We start from the raw sequence: 19,813 nt of genomic DNA on the forward strand, positions 1-19,813 counted from the left end.
GCCGCGGCGCTCAGACGCCGAGCTTCTGCTTGACCTGCGCCAACGAGGGGTTGGTCAGCGTGGAACCGTCGGGGAAGAGCACGGTGGGAACCGTCTGGTTCCCGCCGTTCGCCTTCTCCACGAACGCCGCCGACTCCGGGTCCTGCTCGATGTTGATCTCCTCGTACCCGATGCCCTCGCGGTCCATCTGCCCCTTGAGGCGGCGGCAGTAGCCGCACCATGTGGTGCTGTACATCCTCACCGTGCCCGGCATTGCGTGTGCTCCTTCGTGGCTGGGTGGGTCCTGGCACTGGAGCGAACGTCGGAGCGCGGCCTCCCATTCCCCCGGTCCGGCGGCCCCTCCCGGGCCCCCGGGCCCCTGACTGTCCCTCCCGGTCGCTACGGGACCGCAGGCACGGCGGAGGCCGGCCGGTCCGGCACCGGGAACCACCGCGGCCCACGGGAAACCGTTCAGGAGGCGTTCCGCCTGCGCCGCCGGCCCGCCGCCAGCAGCAGGCCGCCGGCGCCCGCGGCTCCGGCCGACGCCCCTGCCACCAGGGGCGTCGAGCCCGCACCGGTGCCCGCGAGAGCGCCGCCCCCGGTGGAGTCCGCCACCAGGGAGGCCCCGGTACGCGCGCCGGCCGGGGCCACCGGGTGAGCCCCGTCACCGGTGTGGGCACCGTCCGTGCGGGTGCCGGAGCCGGGGTTGCCGGAGCCGGGGGCGCCGGAGTCGGGCGTGGCGGTCGCACCGGTGCCCGCACCGGAGCCCTGGCCGGGGCGGTGGCCGCGGACGCGGACGGTGACGGACGCCGTGTCGTTGGCCGCGTTGTGGTCGAACCGGGGGTGGATGTCGTACACGGAGGTGGCCTTCACCTCTGCCGACGTGCTCTGTGCCGTCCGGCCGATCCTGAGCCGGAACGTGTACGTGTGCACCGAGCCGACCTCCAGGGTGTTGTCGGAGGCGAGGCAGACGTACTGCGGCTTGCCGGGCTGGGAGGGGCCGCTCGGTCCGTCGATCGCGAAGGGCAGGCAGTCGGAGGGCACCCGGACTGCGGTGGTGCCCTCGGGGATCTTCACCATCAGGGCCGGCTGGTCGTCGCTCACGTTGTTCTGCACCCAGCCCGGGCCCTCGTTGCGCAGCGAGGCCCTGACCGTGACCGTCTGGCCCGGTCGGCCCTTCGCACGGTCGCCCACGGCGGCGAGGTCGGCGGTGTTGTCCGCGGTCACGGCCGTGTGGTGGTAGCTCTCGGTGTACCCCTCGCCGGGGATGCCGCCCGTGGTGCCTGTGCCGTACTCCACGCTCTCCATCAGGGCCTTCGGCAGCACCTCGATCGGTACGGGCACGGTGGCGGTGGCACCCGGCTCGATGGTGAGGCCGAGCCGGCAGAGCGCCTGGCGCACCTGGTCGCGGTCGGTCGTGTAGGCGCAGCCGGCGGTCCTCCCGGGGAAGTCGAGGCCGCGGGTGAGGCGCACCCGGAAGACGATGCCGTCGGCGGCCGCGGTGCCCTTGTTGGTGATGGTGACGCCGTCGTGCCGGACGGTGCCGGGCTCCCATCCCGTGGTCGGCAGCTCGGACACCACCAGGTCGGGCCGTCCCGTGTCCCCCGGGGCGGCCTGCGCGGCGGGTGCCAGCGCGAGGACGGGTGCCGCGGCGGCCACCGCGGCCGCGGCCCGCAGGGCACCCGAGGGGCGAAGGGACTTGCACTGGCGCTGACGCACGGCGGCTCTCCTCGGTGGGGACGCGCACGGTTCGGTGCGCGAACGGCAGGAAAAGCCGGAGCGAACGCCGCGTGGACGAACGGGTTCCGGCCCTGCCTAGACGCCCGGAGGCGGTGGGAGGTTGTAGGACGGCGGCCCCAGAGGCCGTTTGTCGGCCACGCCCCAGGCACCCAGCGCGATTCGTATGACTAACCGTGGCTCCCTGTGGACAACCGGCGCCCGCGCCACACCGACCTGGCAGCATGGCGGCGTGACATCAGCAACGCACTCGACCCTCTTCCCGCCGGCAGCCGGCCCCGCCGGACCCGCCGGCCAGGTCGCCGCGCCGCCGCGGGGTGCCGACGCGGTGCTCGAAGGGCTCGACCCGGAGCAGCGCGAGGTGGCGACCACCCTGCGCGGCCCGGTGTGCGTCCTGGCCGGTGCGGGCACCGGGAAGACCCGTGCCATCACGCACCGCATCGCCTACGGCGTGCACGCCGGGATACTCCAGCCGCAGACGGTCCTGGCGGTCACCTTCACCAACCGCGCCGCGGGGGAGATGCGCGGCCGCCTCCGTCAGCTCGGCGTCCAGGGTGCCCAGGCGCGTACGTTCCACTCCGCCGCGCTCCGCCAGCTCCAGTACTTCTGGCCGAGGGTCGTCGGCGGTGAGATGCCGCGGATCGTCGACCGCAAGAGCAAGCTCGTCGCCGAGGCCGCCGCGGCCTGCCGTGTCCGCCTCGACCGCACCGAGCTGCGGGACGTGACCGCCGAGATCGAATGGTCCAAGGTCACCCAGACCGCTCCCGAGGACTACGCGGCCGCCGCCGCGGCGGCCCGCCGCCTGCTGCCGCGCGCACCCGCCGAGACCGCCCAGCTCTACGCGGCCTACGAGGACATCAAGCGCGAGCGCTCCGTCATCGACTTCGAGGACGTCCTGCTGCTCACCGTGGGCATCCTCCAGGACCAGGATGACATCGCCCGCCTGGTCCGCGACCAGTACCAGCACTTCGTCGTCGACGAGTACCAGGACGTCAGCCCGCTCCAGCAGCGTCTCCTGGAGCTGTGGCTGGGCGACCGCGACAGCCTCTGCGTCGTCGGCGACGCCAGCCAGACCATCTACTCCTTCACCGGCGCCACCCCGGACCACCTCCTCGACTTCCGTACCCGCCATCCCGGGGCCACCGTCGTCAAGCTCGTCCGCGACTACCGCTCCACCCCCCAGGTCGTCCACCTCGCCAACGCCCTGCTCGCCCAGGCGCACGGCCGCGCCGCCGACCACCGCCTCGCCCTGGTCTCCCAGCGGGAGGCGGGCCCGGAGCCGACCTACACGGAGTACCCGGACGAGCCCGCCGAGGCCGAGGGGGCCGCCCGCCGCATCCGCGACCTGATCTCCTCCGGCGTCCCCGCCAGCGAGATCGCCGTCCTGTTCCGCACCAACTCCCAGTCCGAGACCTATGAGCAGGCCCTCGCCGACGCCGGGATCCCCTACCAGCTCCGCGGTGCCGAGCGGTTCTTCGACCGCCCGGAGGTGCGCGAGGCCGGCGCCGCGCTGCGCGCCGCCGCCCGCTTCGGGCGCAACGACTCGGCGTTCAACCCCGCCGACCGCCTCCCCGAGCAGGTCAGGGCCGTGTTCCGGACCAAGGGCTGGAAACCGCAACCGCCCGCCGGATCCGGCGCCGTCCGCGAGAAGTGGGAGTCCCTGGCCGCGCTGGTGCGCCTCGCCGACGACTTCGCCCGTGTCAGGCCCTCGGCCACCCTCGCCGATCTGATGACGGAACTCGACGAACGCGCGAGCGTACAGCACGCCCCCACCGTCGAGGGAGTCACCCTCGCCTCGCTGCACGCAGCGAAGGGGCTGGAATGGGACGCCGTCTTCCTCGTCGGGGTCTTCGACGGCATGATGCCCATCGCCTACGCCAGGACCGACGACCAGATCGAGGAGGAGCGCCGCCTGCTGTACGTGGGCGTGACCCGCGCCCGGAGCCATCTCGCCGTCTCCTGGTCCCTCTCCCGCTCGCCCGGCGGCCGTCCCACCCGGATACCGAGCCCGTTCCTGGACGGTCTGCGGACGGGTGCCAGGGCCCATGCCCCGGCCGCCACGGGCCGCCGGGGCGTGATCGCAGGGGGCGGTGGGGGTCCGCAGCCGAGGAAGCGCACTCCCGCCCGCTGCCGGGTCTGCGGCCGTACCCTCACCGACGCCGGCGCCATGAAGCTGATGCGCTGCGGGGACTGCCCCTCCGATATGGACGAGGCGCTCTACGAAAGGCTGCACGCCTGGCGTGCGGAGCAGGCCCGGCGGACCGGGCAGCCCGCCTACTGCGTCTTCACCGACAAGACCCTGGTCGCCATCGCCGAGACCGCGCCGGAGCAGGAGAGCGAACTGGCCCGGATCCCGGGCGTCGGAGTCCGCAAGACACGGCGCTTCGGAGCCCAGGTCCTGGCCATCTGCGCAGGTGACGACGGATTGGAGAGTGCCGGCGAGGACTGAGCCGAACTCGTCGGGAAAATAGTTTGCGCATCCGCGGGGAATCCCCATAGGTTCGTGGCCAACGGAAACGCGTGCTTCTCCGAAGCCCCGGTTCCGTGTTGTACTTGATAGCCGCTCGGACCGGCCTGGCCGGTCCCCCGAGACGCCGAGAGGAGGCGATTGAAGTGATCAGCATCAACACCGGCTTCAGCTCTGCCGTCAAATTGACCGATCGCCCGGTCGCCGTTTCCTGCCTGCTCGGCTCCTCGATCCCGGGCACCGATCTGACCGGCGTTCCTGCCGTTCGTTCGGCGTCCTCCGTGTCCCTCGCGGGCCTGCCCGTCCGCGAGCGCAATGAGCGACCGACCCAGGCACCGGAAGCAGTAGCAGCGGCACAGGCGCAGGCCTATGCCTTTGCGGCCACCGGTGCCGGAGCCCGGAAGCAGACGACGCAGCACCACACGATGTGGGCCTTCCGTGGGCTCGAACCCTGGAGTGATCCAGCCTGACCACCAGGCCGGCGCCTTCAGGGCCGCGGAACCCCACCAGGGATCCGCGGCCCTTCTGTTTTCCCCACGGGGGACGGAGCGAGGGGCCTCGGGACAACAACAGATCCGGTACCAGCCATCCGGCCAACCGCCGGAACGACCAGACGAGGAAGACAGCACCGTGCAACTCGAAACGCACGCCCCGTCCGTACCGCCTTCAGACACGATCCCCCCGCCCGGCCTGACAGAGGACTCCACCGTGACTCCGCTCACCGCGCTCACCGCGCTCGACGACGCCATCGAGAACCTCGGCGTACCCGTCCCGTGCCGCTCCTACGACCCGGAGGTCTTCTTCGCCGAGTCGCCGACCGACGTCGAGTACGCCAAGTCCCTGTGCCGCACCTGCCCGCTGATCGAGGCATGCCTCGCCGGTGCCAGGGAGCGGCGTGAGCCCTGGGGGGTGTGGGGCGGCGAACTGTTCATCCAGGGTGTCGTCGTGGCCCGCAAGAGGCCCCGTGGCCGCCCGCGCAAGAACCCGGTTGCGGCATGAACATCACAGGAACGATCGATCGCCCCGTCACGCACGACCCCACGAAGCAGGCCCCGATGAAGCCGACCCCCGACGAGCCCATGGGCTCAGCGACAGCGGATCCGCGAACCACCGGCGCGAACGACTCGCGTCAGAACAGGAACCGAGAGATGCAACTCATCCCAGAAGCCCTGGCCCGTGCCCATATGCACGACCAGTTGCGCGAGGCCGACGTCCGGCGCCGGGCCTCACATCTGGCCACGGCCCGCCGGATGCAGCGCCGCGCCGAGCGCGCCTCGCTCCGCGCCCGCCGGGCCCTGGCCATGGCGGTCATGCAGTAGGAGCCCGCGAGCCGGGCCCGGCGACCCGGGACCGGTGGCACGGCGTGGCGCCGCTGCGGGAAGCGACGTCAGGCCGTGCCCGGCAGGAGACGGAACCCAGGACGCCCCGCAGGGCCGGCCCTCACCGGGGCGAGCCGTGCGGGGCGCCTTGATGTCCGGCGCCGGGCACGGAGCCTTCCGCGCACGGCAACCGGCCGTCCGGCACCCCGCCCGCCGCCGGCACCGGCACCGGCACCGGCGCCGCCGCGGTGCGGGCCGCCCTGCATCTGCCCTGCACCCGCCGTGCCGCTCTTCTCAGGCCTCCGCCGCGGGCTCCCCCTCGTCCGCCGCCTTGGCAAGCCGCCCTTCGAGCTTCTCGTCCAAGGGCGCGTTCTCGGGCACCTCCTCGTCCTCGGACGCCTCCCCGTCCTCGAAGAGGTCCTCGTCCTCGAACACCTCCTCGTCCAGGAAGCCCGGGACCCATGCTTCGAGCTCGTCGCGGAGGCGGACGGTGGCGCCGAGCTGGCACAGGACGCCGATGGTGCTCAGCGTCACCCGGTGGATCAGGAGGTACGACGGCGGGAGGTTGAGCTGCCTGCCCAACTGGTGGGCGGGGGAGCGCGGGTCGGCGATACGGGCCGCCTGGCTGCGCATCCAGCCGCGGGTGAACTCGAAGGCGTCCACCTGGGCGGGTTCGATGATGGGCAGGAGGTAGTCCAGCACCGCGGCCGGGTCGAGTTCGATGTCCTCCTTGACGAAGTTCTCCTCGCGGAGGAGCGCGTAGACCTCGTCGGCCTCGCCGTCGAGCGTCATACGCAGGCAGGCGCCGATGGTCGGCGGGAGCCCGCCGGGCAGGCGGTCCACCGTGCCGAAGTCCAGCACGCCAAGGCGCCAGCCGCCTTCTCCGTCGGACAGCAGCCGGAAGTTGCCGGGGTGCGGATCGGCGTGCAGCAGGCCGGTACGGGCCGGGCCCGAGAAAAGGAAGCGGGCCAGCAGTTGCCCCGCGCGGTCGCGCTGCTCCCGGCTGCCGCCGGAGATGACCTCCGAGAGCGGTGTGCCCTCTATCCACTCGCTGACCAGCACCTGCTGGCACTGGTGGACCACGCCGGGTACCAGTACGTCCGGGTCGTCGGCGAACTCCTCGGCGTGCACGCGCTGGGCCTCGGCCTCCAGGTCGTAGTCCAGCTCCTCGGAGACCCGGTCGCGCAGCTCCGCGATCAGCGGCTTGATGTCCATGCCCGGGATCAGCGGTCCGAGCAGCCGCGCGAAGCGGCTGAGCTGGCCGAGGTCGGAGAGCAGTGCGGCACCCGCGCCCGGGTACTGGACCTTCACCGCGACCTCGCGGCCGTCGTGCCACACCGCCCGGTGCACCTGCCCTATGGAGGCCGCGGCAGCCGGCTTCTCCGTGAACTCCAGGAACAGCTCCCGCCAGTCCTCGCCCATCCGCTCGGCCAGCACCGAGTGCACCGTACTGGTCGGCATCGGCGGAGCTGCCTCCTGCAGCTTGGTGAGCGCGGCGCGGTAGGGCCCGGCGACCTCCTCGGGGAGTGCGGACTCGAAGACGGACAGTGCCTGCCCGAACTTCATGGCCCCGCCCTTCAGCTCGCCCAGCACCCTGAACAACTGCTCGGCCGTGCGCTGCTGCAGCTCCCTGCCCACCAGCTCCGCGGACATGCCGCTGATCCTTTTCCCGAGTCCCCAGGTCGCGCGTCCGGCGAAGCCGAGCGGCAGCGCGGCCAGCTTCGCGGTACGGGTGACCGCCTTCCGGGGAAGATCAGACATACGCCCCTCCAAAACCCAGACAGTCTGTGCCACGTAGGGCGGTTACCGGGACATTGTCTCGTGCCGTCGGCCGTGCACAGTGGTGCGTGCCGTCCTACCTTCTCGGGCCGGGCCGCGGCGGTCCGCAGCGGGGCCTGCTTCTGCCGCAGGAACCGGATCCTGCTGGTCAGCGGCTTTCCCGTGGGCGCCGCACGGACAGCGGGGGTGGGAGGGCAGTGGCGTGCACCGCCAGTCGAGGCCCGGGGCCGACACCTCGCAGCGGGCTCCGGCGCTGGCCGGGAGGCCGCCGTCGAGGAAGGCGAGAGCGTGGGCGGCGGCCAGCGACGCGGTGCTGGAGGCCAGTGCCGTGTCACCCGCGATCACGCGCCGCTGGCGGCCCGAGCGCCACTGGGCCACCAGCCGCGGCCAGGTGGGGTCCCGGTCGGTACGCCTCTGTGCCAGGCAGCCGGCGCAGCCGGTCATCCCCGGCAGGACGAGGGGCCCGACCATGCCGGTCGCCTCCATCACGCCCGCATAAAGGTGCGGCACCCCTGCGGCGACGAGGTCCGCCGAGGCGGCGGGGTCCGGAGCGTGGGCATCGAGGCCGTCCCTCGGGGCCAGGATCACCAGGGAGACATCAGGGGCGCCCGCGCCCGCGGAGCCGGCCCGCCCGCCGCCGGCAGGAGGGCGCGCATGCCGGTCGGGGGCCGCACGGCGGACCGCCCTTCGGGCGGCATCGGCCCTGCGTTCGCCGATGGACTCCGGGGGCAGACCGCCGGGGGCCACGTCCCAGGGCTCGACGCGGCCGCCGTCGCGCACGTCGACATGGCCCACGCCCGCCGCCGACAGGAGCGCCGCCAGCGTGACCCCCACCCGGCCCGCGCCCCGCACCTGCACCCGCATGGCCTGCCGTGCGGCCAGTGCCCTGAGCGCACCGCCGGGCGCGGGATCGGTGACGGAGAGGGTGGCCAGGTCGGGGCGGAGCCGGTCGAGTACGGCGCTCCTGGCGCGCAGGGCCTCGGCGGCAGGGCCGCCCCCCGTGCTGTCGTCCAGCAGCCCGGCCCTCGTCAACTGGGCGATCAGGGCGTCCACACGCCCCTCCGGAAGACCTGTGCGGCGGCCTTCGGCGCGCAGCAGCGGCAGCCCGCGGGTGCCGTCGAGCAGGGCGAGGAAGCGGTCCGTGGCCCCGTCGACCGGGCCGAGGACGACGGCGTGGGCGGGTGCCACGCCGAACTGGACGGTGTGGAGGCTGCGCCAGCCGCGCCGCAGCGCGGGCTTCAGGACCGGATGCATGGTTCCCCCCGTGACATGGCAGGTGCGGTGGCCGGGGCGCCGACGGCGCCCCGGCCGGCCGGTGGAGTCCCCCGTCGCTCCGCCGGCCGGGTTCCAGCTTCGCCGCCGCGGGCCCCGGCCGCAGAGAGTTATCCACAGGCTCGGGAATTCGTCATACGAATACGAGGAATGGTGTGGTCGGAGCCGGATGGGTTCGTAAGAGCCCGGGGGACGGGACTTCCCTCGCGTACAGCAGGTAACGTCGTGGCGTGCCCGCCGACCCACTGCACCGCGCCGGAACCCCTCAGCGCAGTACGACGAGCCAGCCGTCCGGCGGCTCGGGGGCGAGCGCCATCGAGGTCCGCAGGAGCAGCCGCCGACGCAGGACGGTCTCCGCGTACCGCGAGGGCGACCGCACCGTCGTACTGATCCCCGCCAGGATGTCCAAGGCGGAGGAGCAGCGCTGGGTGACCGTCATGCTCGACAAGCTCGCCGCGCAGGAGAGCAAGCGGGCGCTGGGCGACGCGGATCTCACCGAGCGGGCCGCGCTGCTGTCCGAGCAGTACTTCGACGGCCGGGCGAGACCCAGCTCGGTCCGCTGGGTCACCAACCAGAACACCCGCTGGGGCTCGTGCACCCCGGCCGAGGGCAGTATCCGCCTTTCGCACCGCTTGCAGGGCATGCCCGAGTACGTCATCGACTACGTCCTCGTCCACGAGCTGGCCCATCTCCTGGTGCCGGGCCACGGCCCCCGCTTCTGGCGGCTGCTGGAGGCATACCCGCGTACGGAACGCGCGCGTGGCTATCTGGAAGGCGTGGTGGCGGCGGACCGACTTCCCCATCTGCCCGCCACACGCTGAGGAATTCCGCTTCCGGGTGCGCCGCACATCGCGGAAACGCACCCTTCCCGGTGATCGTGTACCGGCTCCGTGCCGTCTTCGTACGCTGTCACCGATTGCCGTTAGCCTGGCGCGACGCACATCACTTCGGGACGGGGGACGGTCGTCACGCATGGCTCGGGAATTCCAACGCGGCCACAAGGCCAGGATCAGTGACCTCACCGCGGGGACGGATCTGTACGTAGGAGTGCACATCTCCGCCCCGGGGCTGACCTTCGACATCAGCTGCTTCGGACTCGACGAGGACGAACGGCTCTCCGACGACCGATACTTCGTCTTCTTCAACCAGCCGAAGTCCCCGGAGGAGGCCATCCAACTGCTCGGGGCGCAGGCGGGCGACACGGAGTCCTTCCGGGTCACGCTGGAGCGTGTCCCGCAGCGGATCCGCAGGCTGACGTTCACCGCCACCGTCGACGGTGCCGGTCGGATGTCGCAGATCGGCACCGGCTACCTGCGGATCGTCGCGGGCGGCGAGGAGGTCGCCAGGTACTCGTTCAGCGGCCCGGAGTTCTCCACCGAACGCGCGGTGATGCTCGGCGACTTCTACCTGAAGGACGTCTGGCGGTTCGCCGCCGTCGGCCAGGGTTTCGACGGCGGCCTCGACGCCCTGCTCAGGAACTTCGGCGGCGAGATCGCCGAGGAGCAGGGGGCCGGGCAGGAACCGGGGCGGGAGGGGGCCGTTCCCGGCTTCGCGCCACCGGCGCAGAGTGCTCCGGCCCCCGCGTTCGCCCCGCCCGCGCAGGCGGCCCCGCCCGCGTTCGGCGTCCCGGCAGGGCCGGCCCCCAACGCCCCCGTGCCCCAGCAGGCTCCGCCCGTGCCCGCTCCCGCGGCGCGGGGTTATACGCCTGTGCAGGACGGGACGGCGGCCGCTTTTCCCGCGGCGCGGGGTTACGCGCCCGTCCAGGACGGGACCGCGGCGGTTTTCCCCGCGGCGCCCGGCCAGCCGACCGGATACGGGTCCCAGGTCGCCGGGCCACCGCTGGAACCCGGCGGCACCCTTGCAGGACCGGCTCCCTACGGGCAGCCCGGTCAGCCGCCCCCCCGGACCACCCCGCCCAGCCGGTGCAGCCGGGCCCGCCCGGCCCCGGTCAGCCACCGCAGTTCGGCCGGCTGCCCGGCCAAGCGCCGCCCCCGCCGCCCGGCTACGGCCTCCCGCAGCCGCCCACCGCGCCCCTGCCGCCCGGCTACGGGCCCCAGGCCCCCACTCCGACCGCTCCAGCGGGATACGGACAGCCGCCCGCACCGGCCCCCACCGCGCCTCCGCCGCCCGGTTACGGGGTCCAGGGGCCCGCCCCGATCGTCCCGCAGGTCTACGGCGGACCGCCCGCACCCGCGCAGGCACCGCCGCCGGGTTCCGGCCTGCCCCACGGCGCGCCGCCGCCCGGCCACGGGCAGCCGCCCGGCCACGGGCAGCCGCCCGGGCTGCCGCAGCCCATGGGTGAAACCTTCGTGGGCCACCCCGCGCCCCCGCCCGGGTACGGGCAGCCGGGTCCGCCGGGACAGCCGCAGTCCCCACCCGGTCAGGGACCGCTCGGCCGGGGACCGGCCGGCCAGGGCCTCATGGCCGCGCTCCAGCCCTACCAGGAGGCAGCCGCCGGGCAGCGCTGGACCCAGCAGAACGAGAAGCTGGTCCGAGTGGACCTCGCCGTCGGGGAGCAGCCGGTGCTGGCCCGCCAGGGCAGCATGGTGCTCTACCAGGGCAAGGTCGACTTCAGCTACAAGGGGGCCGGCTTCGAGGGCCGGATCGTGGGCAACGCCACGGGCCAGGAGATGCAACTGATGCGCTGCTCCGGCCACGGCCAGGTGTTCCTGGCGGAGAACGGCACCCATCTGCACCCCGTCGAGCTCCAGGGCGACGCCCTCTGCGTGTCCGCGGAGAACGTCCTGGCCTTCGACGAGGCGCTGCACTACGAGGTGCGCCGCATCGAGGGGCACGGCATCCCGGGCGGCGCGCTGTTCACCCTGCAGTTCCAGGGCACGGGCACCGTCGTCGTGAAGACGCACGGCGCGCCCGTCGTGCTCCCCGTGACGCCGACGACGTTCGCCGACTGCCACGCGGTCGTCGCCTGGTCGGCGGCGTCCCAGGTGGTCGTGGCCAGCCAGGTGCGGATGCGGGCGAACGCCTATCCGGGCGCCAGCGGGGAGAGCGTGAACCTCCAGTTCCGGGGCGCGCCCGGCAACTTCATCGTCGTCCAGCCGTACGAGGTCTGAGGTCCGTCATGAATCAGCAGCTCGCGGGCTTCGTCCCGGCGCCGGTGGCCGCCCGCATGGAGAACCACGGCCCGCACATGGTCAAGGTCGCCCTGCGAAGCGGTCATGACCTCCTCGCGCGCGTGGGATCGATGGTCGCCTACGAGGGCTTCGTCCAGTACGAGCCCAACCCGCCCGCCGTCCGCCAGATCGCCCGGGACTGGGTGACCGGGGAGGGCGCGCCCCTGATGAAGTGCTCCGGCGACGGCCTGCTCTACCTGGCCGACTACGGAGCGGATGTCGTGATCATCAACCTCGACGGGGACGCGCTCTCCGTCAACGGCAGCAGTCTGCTCGCCTTCGACGCCCACCTCCAGTGGGGGGTCGAGCGGGTCAGGGGCCTGGCGAAGTTCACCGGGCAGGGCCTGTGGAACATCCGGATCTCCGGACGAGGCTCCGTGGCGCTGACGTCCCGTGGCACCCCCATCGTCGTCGACTGCGGCCGCGGCGAGGACGAGACCTGTGTGGACCCCGACGCGCTGATCGCCTGGTCGCCGAACCTGAAGGTGAAGGGCAAGCGCAGCTTCAAGGCGGGCTCGCTCGTCGGGCGGGGCAGCGGCGAGGCGTACCAGATGGGCTTCTCGGGGCAGGGCATCGTCGTCGTACAGCCCAGTGAGGACAGCACCGACCGCCTCCGGATCCGGGGCTGAGGGGGAGACGAGAGACATGCAGAGCCCGCTTTTCGGCTTCGCCGAGCAGCAGACCCAGGAGCGCTACAGCCTCCAGAACCCCCAGCTCCTGCGGGTGGTCCTGGAGGGCCACGACGGCGTGCTCGCACGCAAGGGGTCCATGGTCGCCTACCAGGGCCTGGTGGAGTTCGACGGCGAGATCCAGACCATGGGACAGCAGCGCGCCCGCGCCTGGACCGGTGAAGGGCTCGACCTGATGCGCTGCCACGGCCAGGGCACGGTCTACTTCGCCAACCTCGCCCAGCACGTCCACCTGGTCGACGTCGACCAGGACGGCCTGAGCGTGGACAGCGGATACGTCCTGGCGATGGACTCCTCCCTGCACCACCAGGTCGTGGCCGTGGACAGCCAGTACGGCATCTCCGGCTCCGGCAAGTACCAGCTCGTCATCACCGGTCGCGGCAAGGTGGCCCTGATGACGTCGGGACAGCCCCTGATGCTCCAGGTCACCCCGGACCGCTACGTCAACGCCGACGCGGACGCCGTCGTCGCGTGGTCCAACGGCCTGCGGGTGCAGATGCAGGCGCAGACCCACTCCTCGGGCGTCTGGCGGCGGCGCGGCACCACCGGCGAGGGCTGGGAGCTCAGCTTCATGGGTCAGGGCTATGCGCTCGTGCAGCCCAGCGAGCTGCTGCCGCCGCAGGGCGCGGAGATCGGCCAGGGACTGCGCGCCCAGTACGGCATGGGCCGGCACGGCGCCCACGGCCAGAACCAGGGCAACGTCTGGAACTGACGACGCATCCCCCATCGCACCCCCACCGTGCGGACGGTAAGGGGCGGCCACCCAGGGTGACCACCCCTTACATCTTCGCCATTCCTACATCCCCACGCGCTCGCGGGTGGCGGCGAGCAGGCGGGCCACCGACTCGTCGGCGACCTGCGGCACCTCCTCGTAGCTGAACCAGCGCAGGTCGAGGGATTCGCTGCTGATCGTCTCGACGGCGCCGGGCGGTGCCAGTGCCGCGTACTGGACGTCCAGGTGCCAGGCACAGGGCGTGTGGTGGCGGTCGAGCCGGACCGGGCCGCCGGGGACCAGCGCCAGGCCGGGGATGCCGGACTCCTCCGTGGCCTCGCGCAGTGCCGCGGCCGCCAGCGTCGTGTCCTGCGGCTCGCAGTGGCCGCCCATCTGAAGCCACATGCGGAGCTTGCCGTGCAGGGTCAGCAGGGCCCGGCCGCGCTCGGGGTCGACCACCAGGGCGCTCGCCGTGATGTGCCCGGCGGTGCAGGCCTTCCACAGGCCGTCCGTGTGCGCCGCGAGGTGGTCCAGGTAGGCCTGGCGCAGCTCGCCCTGCGATCCGTGGGCCTTCAGTACGAGGAGCGCGTCTTCGTACAGGCTCACCGCTTGTCGTCGCCCTCGCCCTCGGTGCCGGAGTCCTTACCGGAGTCCGTACCGGAGGCGGTGCCCGAGTCGTCTGCGTCCTTGGCGTCCTTCGCTTCCTCGGCGTCCGCTTCCTCGGCGTCCGCTTCCTCGGCGTCGGCGGCGCCCTCGGTCCCGGTGGCGTCGGTGGCGCCGGTGCCCTCGGAGGCCCTCTGCTCCGCCGCGGCCGGACCGCCGCCCGCCGCCTCTCCGAGGATCTTGTCCAGTTCGGAGAAGTCCAGTTGCTCGCGGTGTACGAAGCCGTCCGGATCGTCCAGGTCGGAGGCTGTGGGCAGCATGTCCGGGTGGGCCCAGAGGGCGTCCCGGCCGTCGACGCCGCGCGCGTCGGTGAGCGAGGCCCACAGCCGGGCGGCGTCGCGCAGCCGCCTCGGCCGCAGCTCCAGCCCGATCAGGGTGGCGAACGTCTGCTCCGCGGGCCCACCGGTCGCCCGGCGGCGGCGCAGCGTCTCACGGAGCGCCGCAGCCGAGGACAGACGCGGGCTGGCGGCCTCGTGGACCACCGCGTCGACCCAGCCCTCGACGAGCGCCAGAGCGGTCTCCAGCCGGGCCAGTGCGTTCTTCTGCTCGGGGGTGTCCTCCGGCTGGAACATGCCCTGCTGCAACGCTTCCTGCAACTGCTCGGGGTTCTGCGGATCGAGCTGGCCGACCACGTCCTCCAGCTTCTGGGTGTCGACCTTGATGCCGCGCGCGTAGCCCTCGACCGCGCCGAACAGGTGCGAGCGCAGCCAGGGGACGTGGGCGAAGAGCCGCTGGTGGGCCGCCTCGCGCAGCGCCAGATACAGCCGCACCTCCTCCTTCGGCACCCCGAGGTCCTTGCCGAACGCCGACACGTTCACCGGGAGCAGGGCGGCCTTGCCCGCCGGGCCGAGCGGCAGTCCGATGTCGGAGGAGCCGACCACCTCGCCCGCGAGCACGCCCACGGCCTGGCCGATCTGGGTGCCGAACATGGCGCCCCCCATGGACCGCATCATCCCGATGAGCGGGCCCGCCATGGCCTGCATCTCCTCGGGCAGCACATCGCCCATGGCCGCCCCGACCCGCTCGGCCACCGGGTCGACCAGCTCCTTCCACACCGGAAGGGTCGCCTCGACCCACTCGGCGCGGCTCCAGGCCACCGCCGAGCCGGCGCCGGAGGGCAGCGAGGTGGCGCCGTCCAGCCAGAGGTCGGCGAGCCGGACGGCCTCCTCCACGGCGGAGCGCTCGGCGGGGCCGACGCTGCTGTCCTTGGTGCCGTCGGGAGAGCCCTGGGAGACGGTCTGGCGGGCGATCTGCTTGGCCATGTCCCAGTTCACCGGGCCGCCCTCGTACGACAGCATCTGGCCGAGCTGCTGGAAGGCGGCGCCCAGGTCCGAGGGGTTCATCGAGCCGAACATCGCGGCCAGGGGGTTGTCCCCGCCCGGGCCGCCCGATCCCGGCCCGAAACCGAACGGATTGGCAGGTCCCTGACCACCACCGCCCTGCTGGTCCTTCTTCTTGCCCTCGTCGCCGTCTTCCGGCTCCTCCGGCGGAAGGCCGAATCCGAATGGGGTGTCACTCACGGGATTCCTCGGCTCGTTGGGCCGCCGGTACGGTCCGGCGGCGACTGCCCTGCGTCACTGTCCAGCGTAGACACCAAAGGCCCGGCGAGCCTCGGTGCGCCGCCGGGTCGGCGCCTGCGGCAGGATGGATGCCACCTGCTACGTGCGCTTTCCGTGGCGTACGTACTGAAGACAACCGCTGGAGACACCTGGTGAGTTCCCCAGATCCACAGGTTCGCGCAGCGCGAAACCCCGGGCCGGGAGCTGTGCCGCGCGGGCCCGTCGTCGCCGTCACCGGCGCCGCCTCGGGCGTCGGCGCACTGCTGACCGAGCGCCTCGCCGCGAGCGACGAGGTGGGACAGGTGGTGGCCGTGGACGAGCGGCGCGGGGAGTGCACGGCGGCACAGTGGCACACCCTGGACGTCCGCGACCCGGCGATCGCCGAGAAACTGCGCGGAGCGGACGTCGTGGTGCACCTCGCCGTCGACCTCGACCTGGAGACCGACCCGGCGGCCCGCAGCGCCTACAACGTCCGCGGCACCCAGACGGTGCTGACCGCAGCGGCCGCGGCCGGGGTGCGCCGCGTCGTGCTGTGCACGTCCGCGATGGTCTACGGAGCGCTTCCCGACAACGAGCTGCCGCTGTCCGAGGACGCCGAGCTGCGGGCGACGGCGGAGGCCACCGGCGTGGGTGACCTCCTGGAGATCGAGCGCCTCGGCCGCCGTGCGCCGCGTGCGCACCCGGGCCTCAACGTGACCGTGGTCAGGCCGGCCGTCCTGGTGGGCGGCACCGACACGGCCCTCACCCGCTACTTCGAGTCGCCCCGGCTGCTGGTGGTCGCCGGATCGCGGCCCGCCTGGCAGTTCTGCCACGTCGATGACCTGTGCAGCGCCCTGGAGTACGCCGTCCTGGAGAAGGTGGAGGGCGAGCTGGCGGTCGGCTGCGAAGGCTGGCTGGAACAGGAGGAGGTCGAGGAGCTCAGCGGGATCCGCCGCATGGAGCTGCCCTCCGCCGTGGCCCTGGGCGCCGCGGCCCGGCTGCACCGCATCGGGCTCACTCCCTCGCCCGCCGGCGACCTCGCCTACACCATGTACCCCTGGGTGGTCAGCGGCAGCCGTCTGCACGACGCGGGGTGGCGGCCGCAGTGGGCCAACGAGGAGGTGCTCGCCGAACTGCTGGAGGAGGTGGCGGGACGGCACACGGTCGCGGGGCGAAGGCTCGGCCGGAAGGACGCGACGGCCGCCGGGGCCGCGGGTGCGACGGTGGCGCTGCTGGGCACGGCGGCACTGGTCCGCAGGGCGCGCAGGGCACGGCGGCGGTAGCCGGCCGCGTCGGCCGCGGGTGCCGGTGCGCGCGGGCCACGGGCTACCGGGGCCGGGGCTGCCGTGAGCGGCGCGACGTGGCAGGGTGGACGCCGGTGGCCACCGGGGCGCAACCGGAACGGACGGCGGGACCGTCCTCGGGACGTCCGCTCCGGGGTTTCTAGGATGGGGGCATGGAAATGGCGTCCGAGGTCGTCCGGCTGATCGCCGTGCGTGATGTCGCGTTGTCCGTCGACGAGGTCTTCGAGGCGGTGGGGGATGCCACCGCGGGAGGCACCGCCCTGTTCGTCGGCACGGTCCGCAACCACGACGGGGGTGCCGCGGTCGACCGCCTCGGGTACTCCTGCCACCCCACCGCGGAGGAGGAGATGCGCCGGGTGGCGGAGAAGGTCGTGGCCGAGTACCCCGTGCGCGCGCTGGCGGCCGTCCACCGGGTGGGCGATCTGGACGTGGGCGATCTCGCCGTGATCGTCGCCGTTTCGTGCCCGCACCGCGCCGAGGCCTTCGCGGCGTGCCGGAAACTGATCGACGACCTCAAGCACGAGGTGCCCATCTGGAAGCACCAGCACTTCTCCGACGGCACGGAGGAGTGGGTCGGCGCCTGCTGACCGCAGAGCGGCGCGGAGCATTCCGGTTGCGTAACCGGACCCCCGCGGAGAGCGTTGACGGAGCAGATGATTAGTCTGCTGATCAGTCAGTTGCGGTGGCTCTTGGGGTTGGGAGGTCGGCATGGCTGCGCTCGCCTGGTTGCTCATTCCGCTTGTGGCCGCGGTCGGCGCGGGACTGTGGGGCAGGTGGGCCGCACGCCAGCGCAAGGTCGGCGACGGTCCCGAGCTGGCCGGCTACGCCCGCTTCCGCGCGGCCATGGAGAAGTCGGCGCTGGAGGAGCCCAGCCCCGAGGTCGCCGACCCCGACGGCGGTTCCGCCGCCACCGGCGGCGGCCCGGCAGCGGCCTCCACGCGCGTGTAGGGGCGCCCTTCGCGGGCCCGGCGGCCGCTACGCGCACGTAGCGACGGCCGGGGGCGGGACGCCCCGTTCCGGGGCACGCGGTTCCGGCTGCACGGACCACTCCACGCCCCTCCGGGTGGCGGTCACCCCGCTCCCCGGGGTCGGTGGCCGTGCGCGGCGGCCCGCAGAAAGCCCGCCCCGTGCCGGTACGTCCTCATACGGGCGGCCCCGGCCGTGCTCCCACAGGCTTGTCCCGTACTGTCGTCCCATGCCACGCCGCACCGCGACGATGCTCGCCTCCACACTGATCCTGATCGCACTGCTGTGTGCGGGTGTGTTCATCCGTGTGCCGTACTCGGAGATGTCCCCGGGCCCGACGGTGAACACGCTCGACGATCACGACGGCGAGCCCGTGCTGCAGATCTCCGGGCACAAGAGCTATCCGGCGAGCGGCCACCTGAACATGACGACCGTCCGCGTCACCAGCGCCGAGTACAACATGAACCTGGTGGAGGCGGTCTACGGCTGGCTGGCGGGCGACCGGCTCGTCGTCCCGCACCAGGCCATCTACCCGGAGGGGCAGACGGAGGAGCAGTCCAACCAGGAGAACGCCGAGGAGTTCAGCCAGTCCCAGGAGAGCGCCAAGGTCGCCGCCCTGCGTGAGCTGCACATCCCGGTGAAGTCCCGGGTCGTCGTCGCCTCCGTGATCAAGGACGGCGCCGCCGAGGGCAGGTTGCACGCGGGCGACGTCATCAGGAGCGTGGACGGCACGGCCGTGAAGCAGCCCGACGACGTGGCGAAGCTGGTCACCAGGCACAAGCCGGGGCAGGACGTGGTCTTCACCGTGGTGCCCGCCAAGGACCAGGCGGCCGCGGAGAAGGCCGGGAAGACGGCGACCAGTACCCGGAACGTGAGGATCACCACGCGCAAGGCGGAGGACGACGCACGCGCGGTCGTCGGCATCCAGGCCGGTACGGACCACACGTATCCGTTCTCCGTCGACATCAAGCTCGCCGACGTGGGCGGCCCGAGCGCCGGGTTGATGTTCTCCCTCGGGCTGGTGGACAAGCTGACGCCCGGCAACCTCACCGGCGGGGCGTTCGTGGCGGGCACCGGAACCATCGACGACTCCGGCAAGGTCGGCCGGATCGGCGGCATCGAGATGAAGACGATCGGCGCCCGGGACAAGGGCGCCAAGTACTTCCTGACCCCCCAGGGCAACTGCGCGGCCGCCGAGAAGAACGTCCCGGCGGGCCTCACCCTCGTCAAGGTGAACACCATCCACGACGCGCTCAAGGCCCTCGGCGACATCCGCGGCGGCAAGACGGCGGACCTGCCGACCTGCGCCGGGAACTGACCCGCACCGGGCGGTCGCCGGCCGTACCCGGACCCGGCCCCGGCCCGGCCGGGCCCGTCAGCGCGCGGACGGGACCGTGGACGGACGGCGGACGGGCCGCGGTGGACGGTGCCGCGGGCGGACGGCGGACGGGGCCGACACACCGCGGGCACGGGCCGCCCCGCCCGTGCCGCCGCCGCGCGCTCCCGCCGGACTCCTCCGCCTCCGCGGCACGCTGCTTCCCCGCTGTCGCTGCTGTCCCTGCCCCTCACTCCTCGAACGTGGCCACCAGGGCCTCGGCGAGGCCCGGCACGAGGCCCGCGCCGGTCAGTACCTGTGAGGGCGAGTCCTTCCCGCGCAGCCGCAGGGCCGACTCGCGGGCGCCGTCCCGCAGCACGGCCACTGTCATCCGGACCTCCTGGCGGTCCGGGTGCGCGGCCACCCACTGTGCGAGCCGGGTGTCGTCCAGGTCGTCGGGCACCGAGTCCTCCGCGGACGGCGGCAGCATCAGGCGCTCCACGGTCAGGGCGCAGCCGCTCACGCTCTCGGGCCAGGCGATGGTGCCGAGGAACTCGTCGAGCGGGTCGCCCGCGGGGACCTCCTCCTGCTCGATCGGCGTCAGCGAACCGGCCGCGCCGTCCTCGGGGAGACCGAGGCGCCGCGCGAGACCGGGCTCCTCGGTGCGCAGCCGCGCGGTGTCGACGAGGGCGAAGAGGCGGGCGGGCTGGTCCCAGCCGAGCCCGGAGGCGTACTCGTCGATCTCGAGCACGGCACGGGTCAGGGGGCTCGCGGCCATGGGCGGGGTCGCGGGGGAATCGTTGGACATGGTCAACATCCTGCCTGGTTCGGGGGCCGGAACGGGAACTGCGTAAAGCCTCAGTAAGTTGCATCAGTGGGCCCTACGATCGCGGGGCGGCGCTCAGGCCCCGGGCAGCCCACGGAGAAACCGTGCAGACGTGC

18 protein-coding genes and 1 pseudogene are annotated in these 19,813 nt (G+C 73.0%); 12 read left to right on the forward strand and 7 right to left on the reverse strand.

All coding sequences use genetic code 11. From position 1 onward, the window contains the following. Nucleotides 1-10 precede the first annotated feature (10 nt). Nucleotides 11-253, reverse strand: coding sequence for a mycoredoxin (locus IE313_RS19140; RefSeq protein WP_189933793.1), 243 nt, complete (start codon nt 251-253; stop codon nt 11-13). 197 nt (nt 254-450) lie between these two features. Beyond that, on the reverse strand, nt 451-1,698 hold the full coding sequence (locus tag IE313_RS19145; RefSeq protein ID WP_189933795.1) for a COG1361 family protein: 1,248 nt from the start codon (nt 1,696-1,698) through the stop codon (nt 451-453). A 250-nt stretch (nt 1,699-1,948) separates the two neighbouring features. Here IE313_RS19145 and IE313_RS19150 point away from each other — a divergent pair, with 250 nt between their 5' ends. From IE313_RS19150 to IE313_RS19165, 4 genes are all read left to right on the forward strand, one after another. After that, on the forward strand, nt 1,949-4,165 hold the full coding sequence (locus IE313_RS19150) for an ATP-dependent DNA helicase UvrD2 (protein ID WP_229924767.1): 2,217 nt from the start codon (nt 1,949-1,951) through the stop codon (nt 4,163-4,165). A gap of 164 nt (nt 4,166-4,329) precedes the next feature. Continuing rightward, a complete protein-coding gene (locus tag IE313_RS19155) occupies nt 4,330-4,653 on the forward strand; it encodes a hypothetical protein (protein WP_189933799.1) in 324 nt (107 codons plus the stop codon). Nucleotides 4,654-4,813: 160 nt separating this feature from the next. After that, nucleotides 4,814-5,182, forward strand: a complete 369-nt coding sequence (locus IE313_RS19160) for a WhiB family transcriptional regulator (RefSeq protein ID WP_189933801.1) — start codon at nt 4,814-4,816, stop codon at nt 5,180-5,182. Continuing rightward, the gene (locus tag IE313_RS19165) at nt 5,179-5,502 is read left to right on the forward strand and encodes a putative WhiB-interacting protein (RefSeq protein ID WP_189933804.1); all 324 of its coding nucleotides are present in this window, start codon (nt 5,179-5,181) and stop codon (nt 5,500-5,502) included. Before IE313_RS19160 ends, IE313_RS19165 begins: the two co-directional genes overlap by 4 nt. 294 nt (nt 5,503-5,796) lie before the next feature. Here IE313_RS19165 and IE313_RS19170 read toward each other — a convergent pair whose 3' ends face one another. Together IE313_RS19170 and IE313_RS19175 are read right to left on the reverse strand one after the other, a co-directional pair. Then, nucleotides 5,797-7,263, reverse strand: a complete 1,467-nt coding sequence (locus IE313_RS19170) for an ABC1 kinase family protein (RefSeq protein ID WP_189933806.1) — start codon at nt 7,261-7,263, stop codon at nt 5,797-5,799. Between the two features lie 42 nt (nt 7,264-7,305). Beyond that, complete coding sequence (locus IE313_RS19175; RefSeq protein WP_189933808.1) at nt 7,306-8,535, reverse strand: ThiF family adenylyltransferase; 1,230 nt, start codon at nt 8,533-8,535, stop codon at nt 7,306-7,308. Nucleotides 8,536-8,783: 248 nt separating this feature from the next. Between IE313_RS19175 and IE313_RS19180 the strand changes: the two genes are divergently transcribed. The 4 genes and pseudogenes from IE313_RS19180 to IE313_RS19200 all read left to right on the forward strand — a co-directional run bounded on the left by IE313_RS19180 (nt 8,784) and on the right by IE313_RS19200 (nt 13,085). Next, on the forward strand, nt 8,784-9,374 hold the full coding sequence (locus IE313_RS19180; protein WP_189933810.1) for a M48 metallopeptidase family protein: 591 nt from the start codon (nt 8,784-8,786) through the stop codon (nt 9,372-9,374). 151 nt (nt 9,375-9,525) lie between these two features. Then, nucleotides 9,526-11,624 (forward strand): annotated as a pseudogene (locus IE313_RS35310) (TerD family protein). Nucleotides 11,625-11,632: 8 nt separating this feature from the next. After that, a complete protein-coding gene (locus IE313_RS19195) occupies nt 11,633-12,313 on the forward strand; it encodes an AIM24 family protein (protein ID WP_189933812.1) in 681 nt (226 codons plus the stop codon). Between the two features lie 16 nt (nt 12,314-12,329). Beyond that, nucleotides 12,330-13,085 (forward strand): AIM24 family protein, encoded by a 756-nt coding sequence (locus IE313_RS19200; RefSeq protein WP_189933814.1) that lies wholly within the window; start codon nt 12,330-12,332, stop codon nt 13,083-13,085. 84 nt (nt 13,086-13,169) lie between these two features. On the opposite strand, the gene IE313_RS19205 is transcribed toward IE313_RS19200, so the two are convergent. Beyond that, nucleotides 13,170-13,691 carry an NUDIX hydrolase gene (locus tag IE313_RS19205; RefSeq protein WP_189933816.1) on the reverse strand — a complete coding sequence of 174 codons (522 nt, stop codon included), beginning with the start codon at nt 13,689-13,691 and terminating at the stop codon, nt 13,170-13,172. After that, nucleotides 13,688-15,268, reverse strand: coding sequence for a zinc-dependent metalloprotease (locus IE313_RS19210; RefSeq protein ID WP_229924768.1), 1,581 nt, complete (start codon nt 15,266-15,268; stop codon nt 13,688-13,690). Before IE313_RS19210 ends, IE313_RS19205 begins: the two co-directional genes overlap by 4 nt. A 191-nt stretch (nt 15,269-15,459) precedes the next feature. Between IE313_RS19210 and IE313_RS19215 the strand changes: the two genes are divergently transcribed. From IE313_RS19215 to IE313_RS19230, 4 genes are all read left to right on the forward strand, one after another. Continuing rightward, nucleotides 15,460-16,569, forward strand: coding sequence for an SDR family oxidoreductase (locus IE313_RS19215; RefSeq protein ID WP_189933818.1), 1,110 nt, complete (start codon nt 15,460-15,462; stop codon nt 16,567-16,569). Between the two features lie 173 nt (nt 16,570-16,742). Further along, nucleotides 16,743-17,177: a molybdenum cofactor biosynthesis protein MoaE gene (locus IE313_RS19220; RefSeq protein WP_189933820.1), complete on the forward strand. Its 435-nt coding sequence runs from the start codon at nt 16,743-16,745 to the stop codon at nt 17,175-17,177. A gap of 121 nt (nt 17,178-17,298) precedes the next feature. Further along, on the forward strand, nt 17,299-17,538 hold the full coding sequence (locus IE313_RS19225) for a hypothetical protein (RefSeq protein ID WP_229924769.1): 240 nt from the start codon (nt 17,299-17,301) through the stop codon (nt 17,536-17,538). A gap of 247 nt (nt 17,539-17,785) precedes the next feature. Then, nucleotides 17,786-18,874, forward strand: a complete 1,089-nt coding sequence (locus tag IE313_RS19230; RefSeq protein WP_189933822.1) for a YlbL family protein — start codon at nt 17,786-17,788, stop codon at nt 18,872-18,874. A gap of 247 nt (nt 18,875-19,121) precedes the next feature. Here the strand turns inward: IE313_RS19230 and IE313_RS19235 are convergent, their stop codons facing one another. Then, the gene (locus IE313_RS19235) at nt 19,122-19,679 is read right to left on the reverse strand and encodes a PPA1309 family protein (RefSeq protein WP_189933824.1); all 558 of its coding nucleotides are present in this window, start codon (nt 19,677-19,679) and stop codon (nt 19,122-19,124) included. Between the last annotated feature and the right edge of the window lie 134 nt (nt 19,680-19,813).

The sequence above is a fragment of the Streptomyces sulfonofaciens genome, assembly GCF_014656295.1.
Taxonomy (GTDB): domain Bacteria; phylum Actinomycetota; class Actinomycetes; order Streptomycetales; family Streptomycetaceae; genus Streptomyces; species Streptomyces sulfonofaciens.